Source organism: Dyadobacter pollutisoli (genome assembly GCF_026625565.1).
In the GTDB taxonomy this organism is placed as follows: domain Bacteria; phylum Bacteroidota; class Bacteroidia; order Cytophagales; family Spirosomataceae; genus Dyadobacter; species Dyadobacter pollutisoli.
In genome coordinates, this window is record NZ_CP112998.1 from 2,179,383 (window position 1) to 2,205,746 (window position 26,364).

The 26,364-nt window shown below is 46.0% G+C and carries 24 protein-coding genes; 3 read left to right on the plus strand and 21 right to left on the minus strand.

The genetic code is table 11. The annotated features are described in order from the left end of the window. The first annotated feature begins 60 nt into the window (after window positions 1-60). Complete coding sequence (locus ON006_RS08925; protein WP_244818822.1) at window positions 61-1,836, plus strand: hypothetical protein; 1,776 nt, start codon at window positions 61-63, stop codon at window positions 1,834-1,836. Here the strand turns inward: ON006_RS08925 and ON006_RS08930 are convergent. The 13 genes from ON006_RS08930 to ON006_RS08990 form a co-directional block, all read right to left on the minus strand. After that, complete coding sequence (locus tag ON006_RS08930; protein WP_255772809.1) at window positions 1,833-2,897, minus strand: response regulator; 1,065 nt, start codon at window positions 2,895-2,897, stop codon at window positions 1,833-1,835. The genes ON006_RS08925 and ON006_RS08930 overlap by 4 nt on opposite strands. 21 nt (window positions 2,898-2,918) lie before the next feature. Beyond that, window positions 2,919-4,187: a PAS domain-containing sensor histidine kinase gene (locus ON006_RS08935; RefSeq protein ID WP_244818821.1), complete on the minus strand. Its 1,269-nt coding sequence runs from the start codon at window positions 4,185-4,187 to the stop codon at window positions 2,919-2,921. Between the two features lie 43 nt (window positions 4,188-4,230). Then, complete coding sequence (gene hemN, locus ON006_RS08940; protein WP_244818820.1) at window positions 4,231-5,595, minus strand: oxygen-independent coproporphyrinogen III oxidase; 1,365 nt, start codon at window positions 5,593-5,595, stop codon at window positions 4,231-4,233. Between the two features lie 154 nt (window positions 5,596-5,749). Further along, window positions 5,750-6,448 (minus strand): sulfite exporter TauE/SafE family protein, encoded by a 699-nt coding sequence (locus tag ON006_RS08945; RefSeq protein ID WP_244818819.1) that lies wholly within the window; start codon window positions 6,446-6,448, stop codon window positions 5,750-5,752. 4 nt (window positions 6,449-6,452) lie between these two features. Then, entirely contained in the window at window positions 6,453-6,905 is a 453-nt protein-coding gene (locus tag ON006_RS08950; RefSeq protein ID WP_244818818.1) for a FixH family protein, read from the minus strand. A gap of 22 nt (window positions 6,906-6,927) precedes the next feature. After that, on the minus strand, window positions 6,928-8,259 hold the full coding sequence (gene ccoG / locus ON006_RS08955) for a cytochrome c oxidase accessory protein CcoG (RefSeq protein WP_244818817.1): 1,332 nt from the start codon (window positions 8,257-8,259) through the stop codon (window positions 6,928-6,930). A gap of 58 nt (window positions 8,260-8,317) precedes the next feature. Continuing rightward, on the minus strand, window positions 8,318-9,337 hold the full coding sequence (locus ON006_RS08960; RefSeq protein ID WP_244818816.1) for a cbb3-type cytochrome c oxidase N-terminal domain-containing protein: 1,020 nt from the start codon (window positions 9,335-9,337) through the stop codon (window positions 8,318-8,320). 6 nt (window positions 9,338-9,343) lie between these two features. Continuing rightward, window positions 9,344-11,494 carry a cytochrome-c oxidase, cbb3-type subunit I gene (gene ccoN / locus ON006_RS08965; RefSeq protein WP_244818815.1) on the minus strand — a complete coding sequence of 717 codons (2,151 nt, stop codon included), beginning with the start codon at window positions 11,492-11,494 and terminating at the stop codon, window positions 9,344-9,346. A 42-nt stretch (window positions 11,495-11,536) separates the two neighbouring features. Next, window positions 11,537-11,695: a cbb3-type cytochrome oxidase assembly protein CcoS gene (ccoS, locus tag ON006_RS08970; RefSeq protein ID WP_244818814.1), complete on the minus strand. Its 159-nt coding sequence runs from the start codon at window positions 11,693-11,695 to the stop codon at window positions 11,537-11,539. 94 nt (window positions 11,696-11,789) lie between these two features. After that, window positions 11,790-14,231: a heavy metal translocating P-type ATPase gene (locus tag ON006_RS08975; RefSeq protein WP_244818813.1), complete on the minus strand. Its 2,442-nt coding sequence runs from the start codon at window positions 14,229-14,231 to the stop codon at window positions 11,790-11,792. 107 nt (window positions 14,232-14,338) lie between these two features. Further along, the gene (locus ON006_RS08980) at window positions 14,339-14,695 is read right to left on the minus strand and encodes a helix-turn-helix domain-containing protein (RefSeq protein WP_244818812.1); all 357 of its coding nucleotides are present in this window, start codon (window positions 14,693-14,695) and stop codon (window positions 14,339-14,341) included. Then, window positions 14,695-15,009: a type II toxin-antitoxin system HigB family toxin gene (locus ON006_RS08985; RefSeq protein WP_244818811.1), complete on the minus strand. Its 315-nt coding sequence runs from the start codon at window positions 15,007-15,009 to the stop codon at window positions 14,695-14,697. Before ON006_RS08985 ends, ON006_RS08980 begins: the two co-directional genes overlap by 1 nt. 151 nt (window positions 15,010-15,160) lie before the next feature. Then, window positions 15,161-15,577 carry a DUF6157 family protein gene (locus tag ON006_RS08990; protein WP_244818810.1) on the minus strand — a complete coding sequence of 139 codons (417 nt, stop codon included), beginning with the start codon at window positions 15,575-15,577 and terminating at the stop codon, window positions 15,161-15,163. A 98-nt stretch (window positions 15,578-15,675) separates the two neighbouring features. On the opposite strand from ON006_RS08990, the gene ON006_RS08995 reads away from it, so the two are divergent. Then, complete coding sequence (locus ON006_RS08995) at window positions 15,676-16,431, plus strand: MBL fold metallo-hydrolase (RefSeq protein WP_244818809.1); 756 nt, start codon at window positions 15,676-15,678, stop codon at window positions 16,429-16,431. 82 nt (window positions 16,432-16,513) lie between these two features. Here the strand turns inward: ON006_RS08995 and ON006_RS32320 are convergent, their stop codons facing one another. From ON006_RS32320 to ON006_RS09005, 3 genes are all read right to left on the minus strand, one after another. Beyond that, window positions 16,514-16,774, minus strand: coding sequence for a PIN domain-containing protein (locus tag ON006_RS32320; protein ID WP_374760185.1), 261 nt, complete (start codon window positions 16,772-16,774; stop codon window positions 16,514-16,516). Between the two features lie 116 nt (window positions 16,775-16,890). Beyond that, a complete protein-coding gene (locus ON006_RS09000) occupies window positions 16,891-17,118 on the minus strand; it encodes a hypothetical protein (protein WP_244818808.1) in 228 nt (75 codons plus the stop codon). 81 nt (window positions 17,119-17,199) lie between these two features. Continuing rightward, entirely contained in the window at window positions 17,200-17,829 is a 630-nt protein-coding gene (locus ON006_RS09005) for an L-2-amino-thiazoline-4-carboxylic acid hydrolase (protein ID WP_244818807.1), read from the minus strand. Between the two features lie 299 nt (window positions 17,830-18,128). Here ON006_RS09005 and ON006_RS09010 point away from each other — a divergent pair, with 299 nt between their 5' ends. After that, a complete protein-coding gene (locus tag ON006_RS09010) occupies window positions 18,129-18,998 on the plus strand; it encodes a tetratricopeptide repeat protein (RefSeq protein WP_244818806.1) in 870 nt (289 codons plus the stop codon). Here the strand turns inward: ON006_RS09010 and abc-f are convergent. The 5 genes from abc-f to ON006_RS09035 form a co-directional block, all read right to left on the minus strand. Then, entirely contained in the window at window positions 18,970-20,586 is a 1,617-nt protein-coding gene (gene abc-f, locus ON006_RS09015; RefSeq protein ID WP_244818805.1) for a ribosomal protection-like ABC-F family protein, read from the minus strand. The genes ON006_RS09010 and abc-f overlap by 29 nt on opposite strands. A gap of 181 nt (window positions 20,587-20,767) precedes the next feature. Next, window positions 20,768-20,920, minus strand: coding sequence for a hypothetical protein (locus ON006_RS09020; protein ID WP_244818804.1), 153 nt, complete (start codon window positions 20,918-20,920; stop codon window positions 20,768-20,770). Between the two features lie 119 nt (window positions 20,921-21,039). After that, complete coding sequence (locus tag ON006_RS09025; RefSeq protein ID WP_244818803.1) at window positions 21,040-21,600, minus strand: RNA polymerase sigma factor; 561 nt, start codon at window positions 21,598-21,600, stop codon at window positions 21,040-21,042. A gap of 172 nt (window positions 21,601-21,772) precedes the next feature. Continuing rightward, on the minus strand, window positions 21,773-24,811 hold the full coding sequence (locus ON006_RS09030; protein ID WP_244818802.1) for an amidohydrolase family protein: 3,039 nt from the start codon (window positions 24,809-24,811) through the stop codon (window positions 21,773-21,775). After that, on the minus strand, window positions 24,811-26,343 hold the full coding sequence (locus ON006_RS09035) for a M20/M25/M40 family metallo-hydrolase (RefSeq protein ID WP_244818801.1): 1,533 nt from the start codon (window positions 26,341-26,343) through the stop codon (window positions 24,811-24,813). The genes ON006_RS09030 and ON006_RS09035 overlap by 1 nt, the downstream gene beginning before the upstream one ends. Window positions 26,344-26,364: the final 21 nt, after the last annotated feature.

A 26,364-nucleotide genomic window follows, 5' to 3' on the forward strand; every position in this document is an offset into this window, starting at 1 on the left:
TGTAAATCGTCAGGCGAAATCGGGATTTTTGCTCATAAGCAAAACAAACACATTCTGATCATGTCGCATACCTTTCATATTCCTGTTTTAGGCCTGGGATACTCTGTTGATACACCCATTAAAGTTTCCCGCTTTGGCATAGCCTCGGTCGCATCCATTGTAGACGATGAGCTGATCGAGCGAATGCGAAAACACTACTACTTAAAGCAGGGAGAAACTTATATCCCGATAGAAAAGTCCGAGCCGGACTACCGCAGCCGGCGGATCACAGACTATCTCAACCTGATGGACTGTATCGTCAACGAGCAGTTTGCTGAACTCCGCAGGCAACCTTTCGGCCACGATAATGACATTGATCGTTATTTCAGCCTTTTACCCGAAACTTCACCACTAAAAAAACGCTATAACGAGCTGCTGGCGATGCCGGAAGGCACAGAAAAGCGAAATGCAGACCTCGTACTCCGCAACTCATTGACCAAAGGTGCGATCGATGTAAATATTATGTCCAAGGTAGATAAGGTGAACAAAGACCGCGACGGGCACATATTAGGTGACATTTACACAGACGCATTGGCCGCATTACGCGGCTTCGCAAACAGTAATCTGAATTCTTCCCTTATCCTCTCGGCGGGTATGAACCCCAGACTTTACAGCTACCTTGAAAACTTCCCTGACTTTTATCCCGATGAGCATGGTCATTTCAAAAAGAAAGTGATCCTGAAAGTGAGCGATTTTCGTTCGGCACTCATTCAGGCTAAGTTTTTGGCCAAAAAAGGGATCTGGGTTTCGGAATTCAGGATCGAGTCAGGTTTGAACTGCGGCGGACATGCTTTTGCGACCGATGGCTATTTGCTCGGGCCGGTTTTGGAGGAATTTAAAACCAAAAGATCAGAAATGATCGCGGAGCTTTTCAATATGTACCAGGCGGCATTGGAAAGCAAAAGTTTGGTAATTAGTCACGCTCCTGAGCTGAAAATTACGGTGCAGGGTGGGATAGGAACGGCTGAGGAAAACGACTTTTTACTGAAACATTATGAAATGGACGCTACGGGCTGGGGGAGTCCTTTCCTGCTGGTACCGGAAGTGACCAATGTAGATGATCAGACATTAAAAGCGCTTTCTGACGCTACCAGTGATGATTATTATGTCAGCAATTCGTCGCCGCTGGGTGTTCTTTTCAATAATTTCAAAAGCAGCAGCGCGGAAAAGCAGCGTCTGGAAAGGATCGCGAAAGGCCGACCGGGGAGTCCCTGCAACAAACGTTACCTGGTTTCCAACACTGAATTTACAGAAGAACCGATTTGCACAGCTTCCCGCGAATACCAGCATCTCAAAATCAAACAATTGCAATCGCTTGATCTCAAACCGGCTGATTTGGCCGAGCAGATAGGAGCGGTGACGGAGAAATTATGTCTCTGTGAAGGATTGACTACTGCTGCTTTACTGAAAAATGATCTGCTGAAACCGCGCGAAAATAAAGCCGTTTCAATATGCCCGGGGCCTAATCTTGCCTGGTTTTCGGGGATATTTTCTCTGGAAGAAATGGTCAGGCACATTTATGGCAAAACCAACCTGCTGGAAAAAGTGGAGCGGCCCAATATGTTTATCAATGAGCTGACCTTGTATGTAGATTACCTGAAAAAGGACCTGGAACGGCACGCAAGGGATTTGACGGACAAGAAGGCGAAGTATTTTACCAAATTTAAGGAGCAACTGGTTCGGGGGATTGATTACTACAAAAGTCTCATTCCCGAAATCACTAACCAGACACTCGCTTACCGGCAGGAAATGTTAGCCCAACTCCAAGCCATTGAAATGCAGCTGGCGGAGGTTTAATTCCGCATTCGCGCCAGTTTTTCATATTCCAGAACCGTGATCAGGCTGCCTTTCATTTCTACCAGATGTTCGTCTTTGAAATCAGAAAGGGTGCGGATCACGGTTTCTGTTGCCGTACCTACGATTGAGGCAATGTCTTCACGGGTGATGGACATGGAGAATGGTTTGGAATGATCATCCTGATAACGTTGCGCAAGCATGACCAGCGCCTGCGCCACCCGTTTCCTCACCGAGTTATAAGCCAGTTGCAGCAACCGCTCTTCCCGGTCTTTGATCTCGTTGGAAAGCATTTTGATAAATTTGGACGCCACCTCGCGATTACCTTGCAGCAAATTGAAAAAATCGTCCTTAGGAATCATCGCTACTTCCGACTTTTCCAGCGCAATGGCTGATTCCTGATAGGTTTCGCCTTGCAACAGGTCGAGATAGCCGAAGAAATCGCCCTCCTTATACAGGTCGGTAATGTATTCCTTGCCGTTGTCATTGGACTTATAAGCCTTTACTTTTCCCTTTTGCAGGAAGTACACATTGGAAGGATAGCTGCCCTCGGTGTAAATGGTTTCTTTTTTGCGCAAAAATTTAACTTTTTTATCCTCAGCCAGTTTAATGATCATATCAAACGATTTGGCCTCTTGCATAAATGAGTCGAGGCCTTCGGCGGAGCGGTCAAACTGCCGCTTGATACGTTCGCTCTTTTTGAGCCGCATTTCGACGGCATTCAGCAGCTCCACGTCATCATAAGGCTTGGTCAGGTAGTCGTCAGCCCCCATGGTCATACCCTTTCGATAGTCGTCTTTTTCGGCTTTCGCCGTCAGGAAAACGAAGGGAATGGCAGATGTACGCTCGTCTTTTCCAAGCATGTGCAGCACGCCATAACCGTCGAGCTCGGGCATCATAATGTCGCAAATGATGAGGTCGGGATTGTGGCTGGCGGCTTGGAGAACACCTTCCTTGCCATTTTTGGCTGTTACTACCTCGTAATTAGCCAGTTCCAGGATCTCTGCTGTATTTTCCCGCATTTCGGGATTGTCTTCGATCAGTAGTATTTTTTTGGTTTCCAAGACAATGTGATTAGTTGTTAATCAGTCAATTTTTATTTGGGAAGGTACGTGATTTGGAACCTGTATATCGAAAACAGTTCCCTTACCAACCTCGCTCTTAAATTGTACAGTTCCGCCCATGAGCTCAATGTAATTTTGGACAATATTCAGGCCCAGTCCCGTCCCTTGGGCGTTACCTGCATTATGTGCGCGGAAGAAACGGTCAAATATGTGCTGCTGGTCCTGCTCAGGAATACCTATGCCCTGGTCTTCAATTTCAACTCGCACCATTTGCTGGGTAGATTGTACATTGAGAAAAATAGATTTCCCCGGTTCAGAATACTTGATCGCATTGGAAAGCAGGTTGAAAAGTACATTTCGGAGCAGTTGTTTGTCCAGCCAAACTTCCTGAATACCAGTATATTGAAAATGAATTTGTTGTTCGTCTTTACACAAGCCTTTGATCTCTTCAATGAGGCTTTCGCAGAACGCAGGAAGCGTTGTCAATACCGGAACACTCTTCACGCGGCCTTCTTCCAGTTTGCCGATCGAGAGAAAATCATTCAGTATCTCCGTCAGGTTTGTTACCGTGGACTTGATACGCTGCACGTGTTTGTGCCGCTTGTCCTCTTCTTCTGTTTTGGTATATCTTCCTATCAATGAGGCCGATGACAGAATGGTAGCAAGGGGCGTGCGGAACTCGTGCGAGGCAATGGTCACAAACTGGCTTTTCATATTATTCAGTTCGCGCTCCTTTTTTAGGGCCCGGATTACCTCTTCCTGCGATTGTTCCACTCGTTCAATGGCGGTGGCCAGCTCTCTGGTGCGCTGCTCGACCCGCTCTTCCAGTTCAGCATTCAGCTTCTGGATTTCCAGATTGGCCTCAATGATGCGGTTCTCCTGCTTTTTTCTTTCGGTTATATCAATGACAAAACTCACGACAAACTCGCCATCGCTGGTTTTGAATGGGCTGAGACTTACCTCCACCGGAAACTCGCTGCCATCATGACGTCTTGCAAAAAGGTCCATCAAATGTCCCATTCCACGCGCCCGAGGTGCTTCCAGGTAGTGGTCGCGATAACCGACGTGGTTTTTCGCGAACCGGGCGGGAATGAGCATTTCGATCTTCTTTCCGATTAGCTCCTGATCTTTATACCCGAAAAGTTCTTTGGCTTTTGGGTTCAACATTACAATGCTGGCGCTTTTGTCCACTACGACGATACCTTCCGTCGCATGCTTGAACAGGGCGTCGAGCATTTCAATATGCCGTGTCATCACCTGGGTATGAATTAAAATATCTGTATCAAACATACCAAGGTACAGGAGATAGGTGAACAGCGCAAGGAGCTGCTAATTAAATAGTTTGGCTGAAAAGTGTTGTTTGGGGCAGATCAGCCCATAGTCGCGCGTCGAAAGCCATGCATACATTGCGCACAAATGGTTTTCCTTTTTCTGTAATCCGCACCCGAAACGGCTCGATCTCAACCAGTTCGTCGAATTCCATTTCGGATAAATGTTCCAGTGCCTTGTATACTTCCATACAAACTTCTGAGGTAGCAGCCCAGGAAGTTTCAAAGCTGGTCATCAACCTCAAAATGTGCCGGCGCATGATCAGGTCCTCGCGCGTCAGCTCATGTCCGCGCGCGATTGGGATTTCATTGGCGTCAATTCTTTTGTAATAATCTTCGACCTTTTTCTCGTTCTGGACATAACCGGTCCAGGAATCGCTGATGGAGGAAGCACCCAAACCGATGAGCAGCCTGGTGCGGGTATCGGTGTAACCCATAAAGTTCCGGTGCAGGCGGTCTTCGCTTTGCGCAATGAAAAGTTCGTCGGTTTTCAATGCAAAATGGTCCATGCCAATGTCCTTGTAGCCAGCTAATTCCAGTGCATTTCTGCCGGTTTCGTAAATGGCCATTTTCTTGTCAGCATCTGGAAGGTCCTGTTCGGTATAGTTGCGCTGACCGGGTTTGATCCAGGGAACATGTGCGTAGCTGTAAAATGCAATGCGATCGGGTTTGAGCTGTATAACCCGGAGCATCGTCTGCATCATATAGCAAGCTTTTTGCTGAGGGAGACCGTATACAATGTCGTAGTTGACAGAGGTATAGCCTATTTCGCGGGCTTTTTGAGTGAGATGAACTACTTGTTCGTAAGTCTGGTGACGATTGATAATGGCTAGCACGATCGGATTGAAATCCTGCACACCAATGCTGATCCTGCGGAAACCGACATTGAATAACGCCTGTAGATGTTCATCGGTAGTGTTACCAGGATGTGCCTCAAAACTAAAACTCGCTTTGGGATGAATAATGGCATTTTCGAGCAGACCATTCACCAGCCTGGTCAGGTTTCCGGGACTAAAAAAGGTGGGAGTGCCGCCGCCGAGGTGCAGCTCACGAATGACTGGCTTGGCATCACCGAAAATGGAAAAGTACATTTTCCATTCTTTCAAAACGGCGTCAATGTATTTGGTTTCAACCGCGTGGTTAATGGTGATCCTGGTATTGCAGCCGCAATAAGTACAGAGGCTCTCGCAAAATGGCAGGTGAACATAAAGGCTGATCCCTTCCCGTTGGTTTGAAACGAAAAATGCCTCTTTCGCCAGCTCTGACCATTTCCGTTGTGTTGGGGCTGTGTTTTGCCAATATGGAACAGTCGGATAACTGGTGTAGCGCGGCCCGGGTGTATTGTATTTGAACAGCAAGTCCTTGTCCATTGTGAATTTTGATGTATGTGATGAGGTACCAAAGCTACCCAGCCGCCTACTTGAAAAACATGATCATTGTCATGAAAAAAACATACTTTGGTTCGGAGCAAACGAGACTTACCAAACGAGACTTACCAAGTCTTCGAGACTTGGCAAGTCTAATTCACTTACAAACAGTAATCCCAGTACGCGATTCACCATTTACAGGCAAGTCCGTTAAAACTCCCCGCATAACCAGCCAAATCCCCGCGACCGCAAGCATAACCGGCGTAAATCTCCGAATGCGAGACCGGAGGCCGGGAGTGAACTTTTGCTTTGCAATACCAATAGAAATCATCGCCGGAAATGTACCTAGTCCGAAAATCATCATATATGTAGCACTACCGGCCATGCTACCCGTCGCTATTGAGCTCATGAGCGCCATGTACACCATTCCACAGGGGATCAGCCCATTAAAAATCCCTAACATCAGCCAGCCAGCGGCGGAACGGCTTTGTAACGTGGCCGCCATTTGTTGTTTTAAAAAATGAACAAATCGAGCCCAAAATACGGGAGGGTGAAAATAGCTATCCAACCTCGAAGGCCAGAAAACGTAGGCTAACATCAGCAGCCCGGCAAAAACAGAGAGATAGCGCAGGTAACCCAGCCAGCCGATAGAAGCACCAATGCCACCGACCAGCAGACCAAGAGACGAATAGGATAATGCACGACCGGAATTGTAAAGCAGCAAACCGGAAAATTGCTTCAAGCGCGATCCTTTATGAACGGGTAAAGCCAGCGCTATCGGCCCGCACATACCGACGCAATGCAAACTGCTGATCAGCCCCATTGTGAATGCGAGATATGGAAGCGCGGTAGTCATTATCCTATTTGCCAGTGACAATTACACCTTCATTCCAGTAAGTTGTTTCCCCTGATTTCCAGTCGAATTGAACTTTGTACCGGCCTTGCGGGATGTTGCTGAAAGGTATAAATTGCTCATTGTTAGTGGAAGCGATAGCAAAGCTGCGGTCATTTTTGTCGTTGGAAGGGCAGTACAGATTGATTTTTCCGCTTATTGATTTATCATTCATGATTTTGGGAAAATGAATGGATAATCCATTGTTTGTTACCTCCCAGCTCAACGGCTGTGGCAGTAAATCAGCACGTTTTATTTTGTCGATTTTACCTTGAAATTTCAGCTCTTCCTCATAGTAATGGTCTGTCACGAGATCGATTTTCTGCCCTGCGCTCATGCCGACGAGTACCAGTATCATAGCGACAAAACCAATGTATACCGCAGCAATTCCTGCTCCCCAATTTATTTTGATCGTTTTCATAGTTGAATGTTTAAGTAAGTGATCATTCCTCAGGTGCCATAAATGTGGTTTTAAAATCTTCCAATTTTTCCGTGCCCTGATAAACGGAAAGCGTCAATGTCGTTTTCCGACGGTTCAATGCTGATTTTGGAATAATAATGAATACAGTACCCTCCGACATTCCGGCAGCTTCCAAAGTAAGGTCCGGTGAACCGGCGAATAGAAGCTTTCCGCCGGGAGTTGCCAAATGGATTGTAGGCCTGATGGTTTGATTAGTCTTGTTGAAAATTTTAAATGTGTAAAGATTACTGATCGTCCCATCCTTATTTTCAATGTACTGGCTTCCCGGCGCGCGGAAAAGCGTGGTCTGCGTATCATTACGGGTAGCGATCATAAATCCGAGACCTGACCATAACAGCAGCAGTACGACCGAATAGCCAATAACCCTTGCCGTGATCAGTTTGGTTGTTTTTTTAACAATGGCATTTTCAGACGTGTACCGGATCAAACCTTTGTCAAAACCGATTTTGTCCATAATATGGTCGCAGGCATCAATGCAGGCGGTGCAATTCACGCATTCCATTTGGTTACCGTTACGAATGTCGATGCCTGTGGGGCATACGGTCACACATTGGAAACAGTTAATGCAGTCTCCCTCAGTCCGCGCATGGTCTTTGTGAAGTTTTCCTCTTGGCTCGCCACGTTTGTGATCATAGGCTACCACAATGGAATTCCGGTCGAGCAAAACGCTTTGCAGACGTCCATAAGGGCATACTACTGTACAAGCTTTCTCCCGTAGCCACGCAAAATTGAAATAGAAAATACCTGTAAAAGCCACGATACCCGTAAATAGCGGAACGTGATCTGCAATGGGTTCGCGGATGATTTTGGCTAACGCATCAACTCCCAAAACATAGGAAAGAAGTAGGTTGGCAATGAGAAAAGACACGATCAGAAAAATGCTGTATTTCAGGCCTTTCTTCATGATTTTGTCCGCATTCCAGGGTGCCTTATCCAGCAGTTTTTGCTTGCCCGTATCGCCTTCTATCGCGTATTCGATTTTACGAAAAACCATTTCCATAAAAACCGTCTGCGGGCAGGCCCAACCGCACCATAACCGCCCGAAAACGGTTGTGAAAAGCACCACAAAAACCATAAATGAAAGCATCGTCAGACCGAAAAGCCAGTAATCTTGCGGCCCGATGAAAATTCCGAAAATGATAAATTTTCTTTCCAGTACATTAAAAAGTAATAACGGTTGACCGTTTAGTCTGATGAAAGGCGTGACAAAAAGTAATGTCAAAACGATCACTGTGAAGACTACACGGCGATTATGCCATTGGCCTGTCGGTTTTTGCGGATGAAGTTTATTCATGTTGGTTGGGGAAATAAGACTTGCCAAGTCTTGTAGACTTGGTAAGTCTCTCTCTTGTTTATTTGACCGCCACTGCGTCATTCACCAGCTCCCCTTGCGGCTCCTTAGCATTCGCAGGCTTGGTACCTTTGAGCGAAACGACGTAGCTGGCTACTTTCTGAATGTCCGTCGGGGACAATTGCTTTTCCCACGATATCATTCCTTTTTCAGGCACGCCATACTTAATTACTTTGAACAAATTCTTGATCCCGCCGCCGTGCAGCCAGTAATCGTCGGTCAGGTTTGGCCCCACGGTACCGCCACCATCCACACCATGACAAGCGGTGCATTTTTCAGTAAAAATGACTTTTCCCTGCCCCAGTACGGCCTGGTCGGTCAGTAACTTCACAGAATTCTCATCCATACTCGCCCCGACTTTCTCCATGTATGCTTTTTTCTCAATCTCAGCAGTTGCGATTTCTTTGTCCAACTCGGCCAGCTGCAAGTCTCCGATGCCACTGAAATAGTAGGCCGAGTAACCGATCGCGATGATGATGGTGGCAATAAAAAGCGATTGCAGCCAGGGCGGCATCCGGTTGTCCAGCTCTTGAATTCCATCATAATCGTGGCCTTCGATCAGGATTTGTTTTTCATCTTTGAGATCCACCGCAATACCCTTGAATTTCCGCCACCAATGACTGCTAAAAATGAATGTCGATTCAGTTTCTTCGCCTTTTTTGGAGAATTTTCTCAAAAGATTCAATGCGTTGGAAAGCAGGATAATCAATTGAATTACAATAAATAAAAGTCCAGCCAACACCACATAAAGGATTAGGTCGGTTCCCGTCACAGCTCTCACTTTCTCCGGTTCCTGTGCAAATGCGGAGACGTTTAGCAGGCAGAAAAGGACGATCGACAGGACGGTTTTTTTGACAATGCCGTCGTTGAGGGGCAGCCCACGCATTTTATTGAGCGACTCTTTGTCCAGCCGGAACACGTACACGAGCAGCCCGACAAAAAAAGCGAAGAATATGATCAGCGAGATCAGCGGGTAAATTTCCACTCCCGCGATGGATTCGAGGTAATTTCGGAATTTCATGGTCGGTTATTTTTCTGCTTTGATATCAGTTCCAAGCCGCTGCATATAAGCAATGAGCGCGATAATTTCCTTGTTTGCATTGGCCTTGATGCCACTTTGTTTCAGCCTGCCCTGAATTTCCAGTGCTTGTTTGTGGAGATCCACATTGGCCTCATTTTCAAATCCTTTTTCATAAGGAACACCCAATGTCTGCATCGCCTCGATTTTCGCTTTGGTAGTGCTGGTGTCCAGGTCATTTTCAAGCAGCCAGCCATATCTTGGCATAATAGAGCCCGGCGACATGCTGGTAGGGTCTTCCATGTGGTTGTAATGCCAGGAGTCCGGATATTTTCCGCCTACCCGGTGCAAATCGGGGCCGGTACGTTTCGAGCCCCACTGGTGCGGATGATCGTAAACAAACTCACCGGATTTGGAGTATTCGCCGAAGCGCTCGATCTCGGAACGGAATGGACGGATCATTTGTGTGTGGCACACATAGCAGCCTTCACGGACATAAATATCCCTTCCCTGCAATTCCAGCGGCGTATAAGGTTTCACGCTTACAATGGTAGGTACGTTGGATTTGATCAAAAATGTAGGTATCATCTCAATCATACCTCCGATTGCTACCGCTATCAGTGAGAAAATGGTCATTGCTAGTGGCTTGCGTTCCAGAATGCGGCGGTGCCAGTATTCACTTTTTGGCGCATGCCATATGGCATTAAGCGGCATTGCCTTCGCGGTTTCAGTTTTAACCAGATTACCTTTTAAAGCGGTCATCCAGAGATTGTAGATCATGACAATGAAGCCAATAATATATAATGTACCGCCGACGCTGCGCAGGAAGTAGAGTGGTGCGAGCTGGGTAACGGTTTCAAGGAAATTAGGGTATTTTAAAAGACCTTCTGCGGTAAATTCCTTCCACATGGAGCTTTGTACCCAGCCTGCCCAATACATTGGAACAGTATAAAAAATGATCCCTAATGTGCCGATCCAAAAGTGGAAATTGGCAGCTTTCTGAGAGTAAAGCGGACGGTTATAAAGACGCGGGAAAAGCCAGTAGAGGATACCAAAAGTCAGGAAACCGTTCCAGCCGAGCGCACCTACGTGTACGTGGGCGACGATCCAGTCGGTGTAGTGGGCAATGGCGTTGACGTTTTTCAAAGAGAGCATCGGGCCTTCGAATGTGGCCATACCATAAGCTGTGATAGCTACTACCATAAATTTCAGTACCACATCTTCGCGTACTTTGTCCCAGGCACCGCGTAAGGTCATTAACCCGTTCATCATCCCGCCCCAGGAGGGAGCAATGAGCATAATCGAGAAAACAGTTCCGAGCGTTTGCGCCCATTCGGGCAGTGCGGTATAAAGCAAATGGTGTGGCCCGGCCCAGATATACAGGAAGATCAGCGCCCAGAAATGGACAATCGATAACCGGTAGGAATAAATCGGTCTGTTGGCTGCTTTGGGTAAAAAGTAATACATCAAACCCAAATACGGCGTGGTCAGGAAGAATGCAACGGCATTGTGCCCGTACCACCATTGCACCAGCGCGTCCTGCACACCTGCGTACACGGAGTAACTTTTAAACAATGAAATCGGCAATGCAATACTGTTCACCACATGCAGCATAGCGACTGTAACGAACGAAGCAATGTAAAACCAAACGGCCGCATAAATATGCTCGACGCGACGGTTAATGGTGGTCATGATCAGGTTCACCAATGCGGAAACCCATACCACGGCAATTGCAATGTCGAATGGCCATTCCAGTTCGGCGTACTCCTTGGAGGTGGTGATACCCATTGGGAGTGAAATAGCTGCACCGACGATGATAGCCTGCCATGCCCAGAAATGAAACCTGCTCAAAACAGGGCTCCACATCGGGGTTCTTAAAACACGGGGCGCAGAATAGTACAGTCCGGTGAAAAAGCCGTTTCCTACGAATGCAAAAATGACAGCATTAGTATGCAGCGGCCGTATGCGGCTGAACGTCAGGAAGGGGAGGTCCATATTCAGGTTTGGGAAAACCAGTTGGAGTGCTGCCAGTAAGCCGACGAGCATACCGATGAGCCCGAATAGAATGGTCGCAATGGCGAAATCTCTGACGATCCGGTTGTCATATTGAAACTCGTCCAGCTCAACGGTTGGGAGGTCGGGATGGGGAATGTTTGACATAATTAAGAGGAAATTGAATGGTAAATTTGTATGTAAGCGGTGTTAAGATTGGGGATCGTCGGGTGAATCGTCGAGTAGTATGCGAACGGAAGGGGTATAGTCGTCGTCGAAATGTCCTTTCCTGACCGACCAGATGAAGGCGCCCAGAAACCCCAGGGCGACCGTCAGGCTGGCGATGATTAAGAGATATAATGCACTCATGACAGAGAAGGATTTACTTGGATTGATGGCTCAAAACTACCGGCAAGGCCTTTCCCGAACGATGACTCGGGGCGGTACGATTTTATGACATTGGTCAGTTTTTGATCCGGCCATGGGCTGCTATGTTGCTCGTAAGCGTGGTAAAAGCCACAATGGTAATCGAGCTGACTGGCATCAGGATCGCGGCGATAACCGGCGACAATGCTCCTGTGACCGCAAATGACAAGCCCGCAATATTGTAAATCAGCGAAATGGCAAAGCTTTGCTTAATGATCCGCTGACCTGCTTTGGCAAGACTGATGTAGGCGGGTAGCAATGCAAGTCTGCTACCTTCGAGAATGGCATCACACGAAGGAGAAAAGTTGTTGATATCGTCGGAAACGGCCAGGCCGACATTGCTTTGGCGAAGTGCACCGGCATCATTCAGCCCGTCGCCGACCATCAGTACATTGCGTCCCCGGGCTTGTAATTGTTTGATAAATTCCAGTTTTTGCTGCGGTTTTTGCTCGAACAGCATGCTTGTGTTTTGTCCAAAGAGGCCTGATAAAAATAACCTGTCAGTAGGTTTGTCACCCGACAGGAGGCAAGTTTGAATACCTGCATTTTGGAGTGCTGTCAATGTATCGGCCAGTTCGGGACGGTACTTGCTTTTCATGCTGAAATAGCCCGCAATTTCTCCATCCACAGACAAAAATACTTTTGAAGCCGTATTGCCTTGAAAATCTCCGGTAGCCCCAACCCAGGCCGCTGACCCTAATTGGACGTGTTTTTTGCCCCAAAGCGCTTCCATTCCCTGTCCGCTGGTTTCAGAAAAACCACTCAAAATGCGACGGCTCGCAGTAATGTGCTCCAAATGATTGACGATGATGCGGCTCAGCGGATGGGACGATTGCATGGCCAGCGTCTTAACCATTGTCAGCTCGTCCAGGGTCGATTCGTTGCCAATAAATTCAACATCAGCTTCATCGGTGAGGGTAATGGTACCGGTTTTGTCAAAAACCACGGTATCAATGTGAGAAAGCCGTTCAATGGTGTGGGCGTTTTTTGGATACAGGCGATTCTTGCCGAAGAGGCTCAGCAAGTTTCCATTGGTAAATGTCGAGGAAAGCAGTAATGCGCAGGGGCAGGCTACTAGTAATGTGGTTGCAAAGGCCAGAAATGCTGTTTCCTGATTTTTGAATACAAAAAACCAAACAAGAAAAGTGACCACGGCAATCGCCAGCACTATCAGCGAAAAGTATTTGTTGATCCTCGCCGCGAGAGTCTGGCCCTGATTTTCCTTTTCTTTGGTAAATGCTTCATTATTCCAGAGTTGTGTCAGATAGCTCTGAGAAACCTTGCGTAACACTTCCAGTTCAATGGAAACGCCCTTTTGCTTGCCGCCTGCGTAAATGGTATCGCCAAGTTTTCGCTCTATGGGCTCGGCCTCGCCAGAAACAAAGCTGTAATCGATGAGCGCACCCGGACTTTTGAGAATTGCATCGGTAGGGATAAGCTCTTCGTTTCGGACCAGTATCAAATCGCCCTCATTTAACTCAGTAATGGGTTTGCGTGTCTCTGAACCATTTTTTAAAACAGAAACTGCGATCGGGAAATAGGATTTATAATCACGGTCAAAGGAAATACCGGCGTAAGTTTTGTCCTGAAAATATCTTCCGATCAGCATGAAAAATACTGCTCCTGCAAAGGAATCAAAGTATCCGGGACCTGTTTGGGTCCCAAGCTGATACAGGCTGATCAGGAAAACACTGAGCAAAGCCAGCGCGATAGGGGCGTCAATATTCAGGTACCGGCCTTTTAATGCGGACCACGCGGATTTGAAAAAATCGGCAGCACAATACAACAGGACGGGCAGGCTTAAGCCTAAATTCAGCAGACCAAAAAGTAGCCGGAGATCCTGATCGGCAGAACTTTGGCCGAGGTGAAAATATTCGGGAAAACTGAGCATCATAATGTTCCCAAAAGCAAAACCCGCGATACCGATCTTGTATAAACGCACCCTGTTCCATTTGCGCATTTGCTTGCCTTCCAGGTCATGCAGACTGAGGTAAGGCTCATAACCAATGCGCGTCAGCAGGGAAGCCAGCTCGCTGAGGTTAATGTGTTGTTTTTCAAATGTTATCCTGACTTTTTTCTCCGGAAAATTCACCACTGAACTCCTTACGGCAGGGTTTAACCTGTACAAATGTTCTAGCAGCCAGATGCATGAGCTGCAATGCATTTTGGGAAGGTACCAGTTGACGGTCGTCAGGTTTCCGTCTGTAAATTCAATCATTTTGCCGGTTACCTCGGGCAAATCCAGGTGGTCGTATTTTCCTTTGAAAAACGCGGCGTCAGGTGAGATTCCTTGTGAGCCGTCGATGGTATAGTATCGGCATAAGTCGTTCTCTTTCAGTAGGTCATATACCAGCAGGCAGCCATCGCAGCAAAAGTCATGCTCGTCGATATGGATCACTTCGTCTTTGCATTCCTCGCCACAATGGTAACAGGTATGTCTGGTTTCAATGTATGGTTGGGATATCGAATTTGCTGGCATGAGCATCGTATGTTGGATGCATCAAAATTGCCAGAATCAGCGCAGCGAAAAGATGATCGAAATTAAGTCGGAAAGATGACTTTGGTCAGGAAATGGGCAATGTTTGCTTAGCTCAGAAGTACTTGTGCAGGGATACCGAGTTTTTCATGAAAAAGCTTTGCGAGTTTTAATGTTAGAGGTTTTTTTCTGTTCAACAAGGCAGAAACGTAACTTTTGCTTCCCACCCATTCCACCAGATCCTTACTCTTCAACCCTTTTTCATCCATTTTGAGTTTAATGGCCTCTATCGGGTCTGGCGTAGGGATTTGGTAATGCACGTCTTCATAAGCCTTGATCAAAAGCAGGGCAATTTGTAAGTTGTTGCCTTCTTTGCTTTCAGGATGAGGCTTGTTATCGAATTGATCATCAATCCATTCGAGCATCAATTCGTATTCGGTGTCGTTTTTTATCAGTTTCAATTCCATCAGATTTGAGATTTATATTTTACTGTTTTAACATCTACTTTATCATACTCGGCATGTGTACCAAACCATTTGATCTTAATCACTTTATACTCAAATGCCATTCTGACAACCAGCCTGTAATGATTTCCCATGATATTGAAAACTACCCGGTCATCGCCGACTAAACTTGCTTTCGCGTACACTGATTTCAGATCCTGAAAACTACTGAATTCCATATTGATCATTTCCTCGTACCATTCCCTGAGTGCATTTGAAGCTTGCGGATAAAGTGTACAATATGCAAGCAAAGTCTTTCTGGCTATAATATTAAACATGATAAAGTTTACTATTAGTGAACAAATTTATGAATTGTTTTCGTCTTTCCAAATATTTAGACTCAACATCTTTCAATTGGTCACTATGGCAAATCATCAAATTGTCATCTACATCGAAAAAAACTTGGCAAGTCTGGAAGACTTGCCAAGTTTAAGCCCGCTTAGAGCGCATTGCTTTTACTACTTCCAGCTTTTCATCATCCGAAAACTTTTTATAATCGTCTGAATCCACGCTGTATAATGCTACTTTTCCTTCGGCGTTACTGTGAACGCCCCAGCCGTATCGTTTGGTGAGTGGGGAGGCGCGCAGGCACGGCTGACCTTTGGAGAAGAAATTCTCGCGCTCGGCGGGCAGCTCGTCTTTTTCAAGACCTTTTTTCACGGCGTAAGTGTGAAACAAGACATCATCGGAAGTGAATTTGTAAGGATTTTCGCCGATCATTTCAAACTGAATGTTAGCAACTGATTTCTCAATCCCCTTGACCGGCGGAATTTCTCCTGCTTTGGCCGGACTGTCGTCGGCTACCTGTATAAATGCGTCTTTGTAGTTGGTCGTGTGTACTTTCATTTTTTTCTAGCTGTTGATTAAATTTTGTAGCCAATTTAGCACTCGTTCCTAAATTACCATTGGAAAACTTAACTTTGATCAATTAACAAAACTCAAATATGAAAACGACATTCGCACTTTTATTACTGATGATTTCCGCGCCGCTTTGGGCGCAGCTTCCGGTCGCCGATGAGTTCAAAACTTCCAAAGGGCCGTTGAAAATCCAACCGCTAAACCATGCTACGATGGCATTGACCTGGAATGGCAAAACGATTTACGCCGATCCTTATGGTGGGGCCAAAACGTTCGAAGGGATCGCTACGCCTGACTTAATTGTGATCACAGATATCCACGGCGACCATTTCGATGTGTCGACACTGGATGTTTTGGATTTATCAAAAGCAGTCATTGTAGCACCACAAGCGGTTATTGATAAAATGTCCGACAAACTGAAAGCGAAAACAGTGGCGGTCAATAATGGTCAGACGATCACTAAACTAGACATTTCAATCACCGCAATCCCGATGTACAACCTCCCCGAAGCCGCCGACGCCAAACATACCAAGGGCCGTGGCAACGGTTATGTACTGAAATTCGGTGACAAAACGCTTTACATCAGTGGCGATACCGCCGGAATTCCTGAAATGCGCGCCTTGAAAAACATTGACGTCGCCTTTGTCTGCATGAATTTACCTTACACCATGGACGTTCCCGAGGCCGCTTCTGCCGTTCTGGATTTCAAACCAAAAATCGTTTATCCATACCACTACCGCGGTGCAAACGGAATGAGCGATACAGAAGCATTCAAAAAGTTGGTCAATGAGGGTAATAAGTCCATTGACGTACGACTGAGGAACTGGTATACTGTTAAGTAGAAACCCTTACATTTTTTGAATCCATAATAAGAGGGCGCAAATCAGAACGATCTGTACCCTCTTGTTATGGATATACATACTATTAAAATCGCGATAAACCGACAACAAAGTCAAAATGGGAGTCTCGGGAGAAAAGCGGAATGTCATGAAACAGGCATATTGCTGCAATCCAAATGTCGTTTTCAGGTATTGGGCAGCCAGCATCTCTCAGTTGTTTTTTGATACTAGAGTATTGGTCGGCAATCCGGTCTTCTGTATTCAGGATTTCACAGGCGGCAATGAGTGACTGATAGCGAGGTAGATTATATTGAAGCCTGCTCGGATTTTTAGCTCCATATAGCATTTCGCCTCAAACTGTAACAGGAAGATAAATCATATCAAATTGTTCGAGTACTTCTATCGTCAACTTATTATTGTTAAGAACTTCAATTGCCACATTCGTATCGAGTGCAGTTTTGTTCAACTCCATTCACCATCAATCTTGCCAAATTCGGCGTTAACAATTTGCATAACTTCCTTGGCGGCCGCATCGTCTATTAAGCCAGCCTGAGCCAATACCTTTTCAACATTGCGCTCAACGGGTGCATTGTTTTTTAGATTTTTCAGAAAGTGCAAAAGTTTTGATTGGGTCACATTGCTCTTTGCGGCCCATGCGACGTCTTGTCTTATTTGTTCCCTGATTGTCATTATGATAGTGCGGTTAAATAGTGTTTTTTGTACGACAATATAACATTCTTATATACCAATTGATTGTCGTTTGCGAAGCCGTTACATTTTTTGAATCCGCCGGAACCGGAAATCGCATTTGGTTGCTCCGTTTGCGATGGTTCCGGTGCGGATCAATTCCAGGCCTGCCAAACCCGAGGTAACTTTGTCGATTTCGCAGAGTATGGAGGCGTATTTTTCGTAATGATGTTTTTTGAAGAGTTTGCAGATACCGCATTCAATAATGTCGACGCCATACCCAAAACCGTAGGTTTCATTTTTGTCGGTGATAATGTTGGCAATGAAACCATCAGGATTGGTATTTTGACTGACTTTTTTATGAAATACCTCTAAAAGTAAGCCAGCAAAACGGGTACCGATCAATTTTGGCGGAAGCTCTTTTAAGAATTGTTGGAATTTGTTTTTCGGTTTAACATACTCGATCACTATTTCCAGGCATATTTCACGGATTTTCTCAAAAGTTTCGCCATGCTCGTCCAGCGTTTGCACCAATGCTAAAAAGTACGCACTGAAATCAAGCCGTCTGTCGATTGGATTTTTGGAAGTAGCAGCAAAACGTGTGTCTTTGGAAATATGACTAAAATAGTTGTCGGTCTGGACAATCAATTGATCCGGGTTCTGAGGAAAATTCTTCCTGACCGCATGCACGAAATACTTCCTGTAATTGTCCATTTAGTCGCGTGACTCTTAGATTTCGAGGACCATGTCGATGTTGACAAAAGTGACCACTACTTGTTAAAGGTGAAATACCAGTAATTCTCCTGCTTGGTTGTACTCTTGCGCTTTCCAGCGCTGACGAGAAAGGTGGATACCTTTCGCAGGTGGTGAGCAAGCAGATGCAGGTAGGGAAGCATATCCAGACTGAGACTTTTCCGGCGGAACGTGAGATTTTTCCAACGGGGCGGAATTTTAGGTAGTAATGGCTAGTTTAGCGTTCATAAATCATTCGGTGCTGATATTAGAAAAACCTCATGCTGGAACTGCTCGTTGTTGCCACTTTTTTCGGGTACATATATTATTTAAGAAATTACGCCGATCTGCGCAGTAAATCGGAAAAGGAAGAAGCGGAGTTCTCACCAGGCGTGGAAATGTACCGAAACGGTCGGTTCGAAGAGGCTTACTGGTATTTTGATAAAAAGGTCAAGGAAAAACCTAAATCCTGCATCGCCTATTTGTACAGAGGTTTAACTCAAAAGGGCAGAGGTAATGTGCCTGAGGCATTTAACGACATTCAGACTGCCGTGAGCCTGGACGACGAAGCCTTCATTGCACACCTGGAATTTGGTAAATTATACTTGGAAGCCAATGACTTGGAGACCGCGCTGTCGAAGTTTAACAAAGCAATTACGAAAGCAGAAGAAACCTCCCCAGCACCATATCACTGGAGAGGCCAGGCTTATCTGAAACTGAACCGCGAAACGGAAGCGCAGGAGGATTTTGCAACTGAAAAACGCATTACCGAGCAATCGAAAAGCAATGGTACTGCTCCACGCAGTAGTGCGCCATTTTTAGACAAAAAATTGATCGCCAGCATGGTTATGGTTGTTTTTACAAGCATACTCGTCATTTTGGTTGTTAAAAAAGCCGAAAGCGTTCACCTACCTTACCTGGTTGCCGTATTCTCCGCCATTGCGATTGGTTTTGTCGAGCCTCACAAAGGCTGGTTACTCGCGCTGATGCAGTGTATTGTGGTGTTGAGTGGCTATTTTTTGTTTACCACTCAACCGGAAACCACGAGTGGTCGCGAGCTCGAAAATTTCAGTCTGTACGGTTCTGTTATTCTTACATTTGTAGCCAGTTTTCTGGGTGGATTTATGAAAAGGGCTTTGAATATGCAGTAGCCGGTAGATGGATTGAACCTGCTGCATTGACCTCTTTCAGAAAATACTCATCGTGCGAAACAACCAGTAATGTGCCCTGATACGCACTGATTGCGGCGGTCAGGATCTCAACGTTTTGAATGTCCAGATTGTTGGTCGGTTCGTCGAGGATGATGATGTCCGGAGCGTGGTTACGGATCGTCAGTGAGCAAAGCATCAGCCGCATTTTCTCCCCGCCACTGAGCACGAGGCAAGGTTTGTCCCAATATTCTTTTGTAAACAAAAACCGGTTCAATCGGATCTTGACCTCGTGTTCCTGCAAAGCGCCTGAATTATATTCTTGCGCCTGCTGGTAAACGGTCAGGGTATTGTCAATCAGCGAATAATCCTGGTCAATGTAAATCGCATTCATATTCGTGCATTCAATGGTTCCTGTCTGTGGTAGAAGGTCTCCCAAAAGCATTTTGATCAATGTCGTCTTGCCCGAACCGTTCTGGCCTTTGATCGCATAACGATCACCGCTTGTGATCTGAAAATTCATGGGCTCTTTCCAGAGCAAATGATCGCCGAAACCGAAATTAATGTCCTTCGCAGTAACTAGTACCTTTCCGTTATGAAGCGCCGAATGATCAAAATCGACCTTCATCTTGTCCATTCCGGACAATGAGGCCCGGAGCTCAGTCAGGTCCTGGGAAATGTTACCGACTTTTTCTGCGTGAACGCCCTTGATGCGCGAAGTACTTTTCTCTGCATTGTTTTTAAATGTATTCATGGAAATGGTGGGCAAGCCGGCTTTTTCCTGTTTCCTCTTGCCACGTGCATCCAGTTTTTGTTGGCGCTCCACAGATTCTCTTTCGATCTCTTTTGCCTTGCGCAGCGCCTTTTCCTTGCTTTTTAAATCCTGGTTCAAGGCGTCGCTTTCAATCATTTTCTGTTCAGCATAAAAATCATAATTGCCCCCGTAGACCGTTATACCCCGCTTGCTAAGCTCATAAACCGTGTCCAGCAGGTTCAGCAATGTCCTGTCGTGGCTCACTACTACCAATGTGGCCGCTGTGGTTTTAATGTATTCATAGAGAATGTCCCTGCTGACGGTATCCAAATGGTTGCTGGGCTCATCCAGTAGCACTATTTCAGGATGATGGATCGCGGTCCCGGCCAGAAAAACTTTCGTTTTTTGTCCTCCGCTAAGTGTTCCCATTTTCTGCATCAGGTCGGGCGCATCCAGGTTCCAGTGTGCAAAAGCCTCACTGCACCGTTCCTCAATGGTCCAGTCATCGCCCAGTAATGTGAGATTTTCTTCCGTTACCTGGCCGTCGAGAATCTGTTTCAGGGCGGTAAGTTTGTCCTCGATGCCAAGTGCGCGGGCAATGGTGTGGTCATTAAACTGGCCAAAAATTTGCGGCACATAATAAGGCCTGGATTCAGTTTTAACCTGTCCGTCAGAGAGTTGCAATGTGCCGGCAAGGATTTGTAAGAGGGTCGATTTCCCCGAACCGTTATTACCTATCAATGCAATTTTGTCCTGTCGATTGATGGCGAGATTGATGTTACTAAACAACAAATCTCTATTGGGATGCGTGTAAGACGCATCTTGAAGAAAAAGCATAATTTCTTTCTTTAAAAGTGAATAGTGACAGAAGCCTTATAGATTGGCCCTGTTTATTTTCCTGAAAGAAATTATCTCTTACATTGAAGATGATTTTTGATTGATGCTACAAAGGTAAAAAAATATTTTTTTGACGCATAATCAAAACGCTGATCAGTACCTTCCTACCAGAAAAACCGCCCTATGGCCTGTCTTGCCGTTGACCGAAATTACCCAGCGGGATTTCGCTACCGGCAAATTCCTTACGCTCGTCCGCAGGAAAGAAACGGCGAATATTCCCGGTATCAATCAGGCCCGGGTTGGGTGCGGTTTTTCCTTTCAAATACAAATCCATGACTTTTCCTGTTGATGAATGTTACGATGTTCCTCGCAAAAGAAACAGGTAGCATTCAAAATTGCAGGCAATTGTAAGATACTAACAAATATGTCAGTATGGGGGCAGAAAACGGGGATTTAGCGCAGGTAAACGACGAGCTCCTGTCGTAAGAATGCCATAGTTCTTGAAATGTGAGCCTCCACGGTTTTGATGGATACACCCAGTTCATCGGCGATTTTGCCGTAGGTCAGGCCCTTTTCCCTGTTAAGATAATAGGCTTCCTGGGTTTTCAGTGGGAGTTTCGCAAGTGCGGACTGGTAGGCATCTCGTAGCTCCGTTTCTGCCAGGCCTTCGAGCAAATTATTGTCTGCTATTTCGCAGGCGACCATTTCAGGGGAAAACACCAGTTCTGTTTTTTTCTTTTTGGAAAGTACGCGGATCGCATAATTGCGTGCAGTTACAATGAAATAAGCTTTAAAATTATCAATGTGGTTAATGTCAAGCTGCTGCCTGCCCTCCCAAAGGCGAATAAAAATTTCCTGTACCCAATCTTTGATCTGCTCGGTGTCATTGGAGTACCGCATCAAAACCCGGACGAGCGTAGGGTAGTATTGGTCAAATAATATTTTGAATGCCTCGGTATCGTCCGCCGCGATGAGCCCGATGAGCTCATGATCAGAAAATGTTGATTTATTCATATTTTTTATCATTGAAATAAAAATATTGTCAAAATATTATTCTGCTTCATTGTTACTTATAAATATAATAAATCGGCATTTAAATTTTTAGCAATACAATATTTTAATTTTTGTCAATTCTATTATATATTAAATAATTGCAATCGACGTTTTTTCAACATTCTTCAATTGGCTAGTCCTGGTTTTTGATCAGTGCCTGTTTCCCGGTTTTCAATGTTTCAATATCCAGGTATTCGCCATTTTTGATCACCGCTTTTACATTTAATATATCCTTGATTTGTCTCAATGGATCGCCATCTAAAATGACCATATCTGCCAGTTTCCCGGGCTCGATCGTGCCGAGGTCTTTGCCTGCACCCACTTCTTCGGCAGACCATAATGTAGCGGCACGCAATGTTTCAAAAGGAGACAAGCCAGCCTTGACCCAGCTTTGGAGTTCAGCGTGGTAACTTAGTCCCGACGGGATAATCGGCGAGTCGGTTCCCGGCGTAAGTTTCGCGCCTTTTTGCATCAGACTCACTATCGATTTTTCAACGTGATGATAGGTTTTGTTGGAGCCAGCGGCGCGGGCTGCTGCCGAGTTCAGGCTTTCTTTTTGTTTTTCTGAATAAAATGTGGTGAATTGCCAGTGGTCAAAAAATGATTTGTCACTCTGAATCAATGCATTGAATCCGCCGTGAAGCGAAATAGTGGGGGTCATGTACATCCCTGATTTTGACACCAGCTCTGTTACGTCCTGATAGCTTTTATTTAAAGCAGTTAGTTTGGGCGAGTAACCGCGCCGACTGGTGGCGCCAATGTGTTCTACGCCGTCCACACCAAAACCCATCGCCGGATAGATTTCATGGGATGATACCGGCAAACCGTTTTTATGGGCAAATTCGGTTACCTGTTTTTGTAAAATATCTGAAAGCCCCACGTACGTTTTGATCATATCATAACCCAATGTCAATGCGCGGTTTAGTTCAAGGTCCAGCTGCGCACCACCGACATTACTCGTGTTCCGGTTGTAATAGATCCGGTTTCCTTCCATATGTCCGCCTGTAAAAAAGCTCCTCGGTCCCAGTCGTTTGCCGCTATTCCAGGATTCTTTTCGCTCCAATGCGTCGTAAGGATCAGTCCCTGGCTCACGAATGGAGGTAACCCCATAGGCAAGCCACAGCCTGCCGCCTTTTTCGCCCAATTGCGCATTTTGATGGGTATGCATTTCGAAAAGGCCCGGTATAAGCGTTTGTTTGGAAGCGTTTACAACATTTCCTCTCCGGCCAGCCTGATGCGGGACGATTTCTTTAATGCGGTTCTTCTCAATCACAACATCCACATTTTCAAGGTATTGTTCTGTTTTGCCATTGAATACTCTGCCCGCATGAATCACCAGACGTCCTTCGGGCTTTTTGGCTTTCCAGGTGAAGTCCATCCATATTGGCTCGATATGTCCACTAGCTACCGTTACTTTTTTGAGCTTATCCGTAGCCAGAAAAACGATGCTGCGCGAGTCGCCTGACCAGCTTGGATCTTCGGCCAGCTCATTCGTGAGTTGTTTTGGTGGACCAGTAATATTCAGTTGATTGTCAATCGGGACGGTCCATAATACATTGTCCAGAATATAGGCAATTGAACTACCGTCGGGTGAGATAACCGGACCGTTTTTGCCTCGTGTCGCCAGAGAACGTTCAGACGCAGGGGACGCAAACCGCGCTTCGGATTTGTCGGCCGGAATGATGAGGAACTTGCTCAGACCTTCGCGGAAACGGGTTGAGTATGATTCCAGGGAGGAAACGACCACATACTTCCCATCGGGTGACCAACTGGGCTGAGATGCCTCGAAAAGTCCTCCGTAGATACTTTCTAGTTTCTTGGTTTTAATGTCAATAATACTCAATGTGTTTCGGCTATAAGCCTTTGGGTCAGCCTGGTAAAAGGCAATTTTGTTGCCGTCAGGCGACCAGCTGGGGAATTTCAAATTGTCGGCAGCATCAAACAAACAAGTTTCAGCTCCGGTTTTGATTTCCCTGATCCAAAGGTCCATATTACCATTACGGTCACTCGTAAACGCCAGCCATTTGTCGTCCGGCGACCATACCGGGTCTACATCTATAAATACATCATTGGTCACCTGCACCGGTTTTGGTTTACCAATTTCCAGAATCCAGATATCACCCAAAGCTGCAAATGCAATGAATTTGCCGTTATTAGAAACAATCGGACTCCTAATTCCCTGTACAGGTTTTGGTTTCACAGAATCAAAATCCCTTGTTTTAGGTGCATATTTGTCCCGCATCAGGTTGAGCTCTGCTGTAAACGCGATCGTTTTCACCGATTTGTCACCCAGGTTTCGGAGCTTGATCTGTCCGTCAGCAGTGTACAGAAACTCGGTTTCGGAAAGCCAGCTGGGTTTAAAAGGAAATACATCTTCGGTCGAATCCGACAACGTTTGCCAGTCGCCACCACCTGTTTTTACGATATCGAGTGTACTCGCATTTGGAATCAAGCTGTTAAAAATGATCTGGTTACTACTGGGATGCCACATGGGTGAGGCCAGTTTTTCTTTGCTATGAACAAACAATTGATGCTGGCCGCCCGCGTCACTAATGTAAATGCCCGCCGCCGCGGATCGCTCGGATACGTATGCAAGGCTTTTTCCATCCGCGCTGAATGCTGGAAAGTAATCGTTGCCCGGATGGTCGGTGAGCCTGACGAGACTGTCATTTTTTAAAACAATTTTCCAGATATCATAATTGCCGTTCCGGTCGGATGAAAAAGCAATGGCTGTTCCATCGGGCGACCAATGCGGCTCCCGGTCGTGGTACACACCAAAAGTGATTTGTTTCAGTCCGGTACCGTCTTTATTGATTTTCCAAATGTGGAAATTACCATCCCGGTAAGACTGAAATGCAATTTGCGTACCGTCGGGCGACCAGGTGGGCTGCCTGCAATCGCCGAGCGCGTCTGTAATCGCCTTTGCTTTCCCGCCAGTAATCGGCAACGTCCATATCGTACCCTGAATATCCATTGCCAGGGTCGCCTTATCCGGTGAAAGCGCGATCGCCATATTGGTGCCTTCGGTGATGGTAACTTTCAGGGAGTCAGCGTTTAGTGCTGTTGATTTCGATGAAACCAATGTAAAAAGCAAAATGCCCGCCAGCATTGCTTTTGCGCTGGCAGACATTGTTTTGAGTATCCTTGCTAGTGTTTTCTTTTTGTAAGCCATTAGTTGATAGGAGTGGTTAAAATCGAAAAACAGGTCTTAATCCCCGACCTCAGGTTACCTAGCCGCAGGTTTTCATTCGGGCTGTGCTGGTTGTTATCCATATTGACCAATGGAACGATCACCGCCGGCACGCCGAGCGTTTGAATGAATGGTACCACCGGTACTGAGCCGCCCATGATGCGAATAATGACCGGATCGGTTTGAAAAGCTGTTTTCATTGATTTTTTTAGCCAACTACCGATCGGTGAATTGATCTCGGTCCGGAAGGCCGGGGAGCCGCCTCCACCGCCGCTCATAAAGACCAGTTTCTTGTATTTTAATCTTTCTTCTTTGGTCGGCACATGGTCTACAACCTGATAACCCAGGCCTTGAATATGTGTTTTCACCAACCCGGTCATTCTTTTTCCGTCAGTTTCAGGTACCAGCCTGATCCCGAATTCGGCAATCGCTTCTTCGGGAATGATCGAGCCACCGCCTTTTCCTACCACAGCTGCTTTCAACCCGCGAATGTTCAGTGAAGGATACTGCATGGATTCCTGGTAGTTTTTACCCACTTTTTCTTCGGCCGCAATTTGCAGGCGGTTGTTAATGTCGGCAGTGACATCCGGTACCGCAGCCATTACTTTCACGGTTTCATCGTCGAATGTAATCCCATCGTAAAAACCCTTCACCAAAACCCTGCCGTCCTCGTCTTTCATCGAAGCAATGATCTTGGATAAACTGAATGTCGGATCAGGGGAATAATTTCCGAAATGTCCGCTATGCTGCTGAACAATAGCGCCGTAAGTTGTCAGCGCGAAGCCGGTGCCACCGCGGCAGCCGAATGTGAGGGTAGGAAGGTTGGACGAATGCATTGGCCCGTCCATTACGATCAGGTAGTCGGCCATCAGATTGTTCTTATAAGTAGCCAACGCTCCTTTCAGTCCCGGTGAGCCTTTTTCTTCCTCACAATCCAATACTACTTTCAAATTAAAAGGTGGATTTTGTTTTTCAGCTTCCAGCATATCCATTGCCTGCAACAACATGATAATCGGCCCCTTATCATCGGACGTAGAACGTCCGAAAAGCCTCCATTCATCGTTGATTTCGGCTTTTTGTAAAAGCGACCAGTCTATTTCTTTAAAAGTGCCATCCTTGTCTTTTTCCTTTAAAACCGTTCCGTAAGCATTTTTCTGAAACCATTCATTCTGCCGCACAGCCTGACCATCCAGGTGAAAGTAGAAAAGCACGGTTTTCGTGTTGCCGGGATACGTTTTCTCAGCCAGGAAAAGCGGCATTTTTTCGGTTTTAAGAATCGATGTTTTGAATCCCCTTTTGGCAAATGCTTCTTCTGACCATACCAGGTTTTTATCAATGTCTTCGGCTACCAGGGCATCATTGGGTATCAATACAAAGTCTTTCAGTTCCTCGATCGCAGGCAGCATTCGTTTGCTTACAAGCAGGTCTGTTTTCTGAGCAAAGCTTTGGTAACTGATTAATATACAAATGAATGTGATACTAAAAAGCCTGGTTTTTGTGCTAGGTATTATCATAGTAAATTTTCAGAACAATGT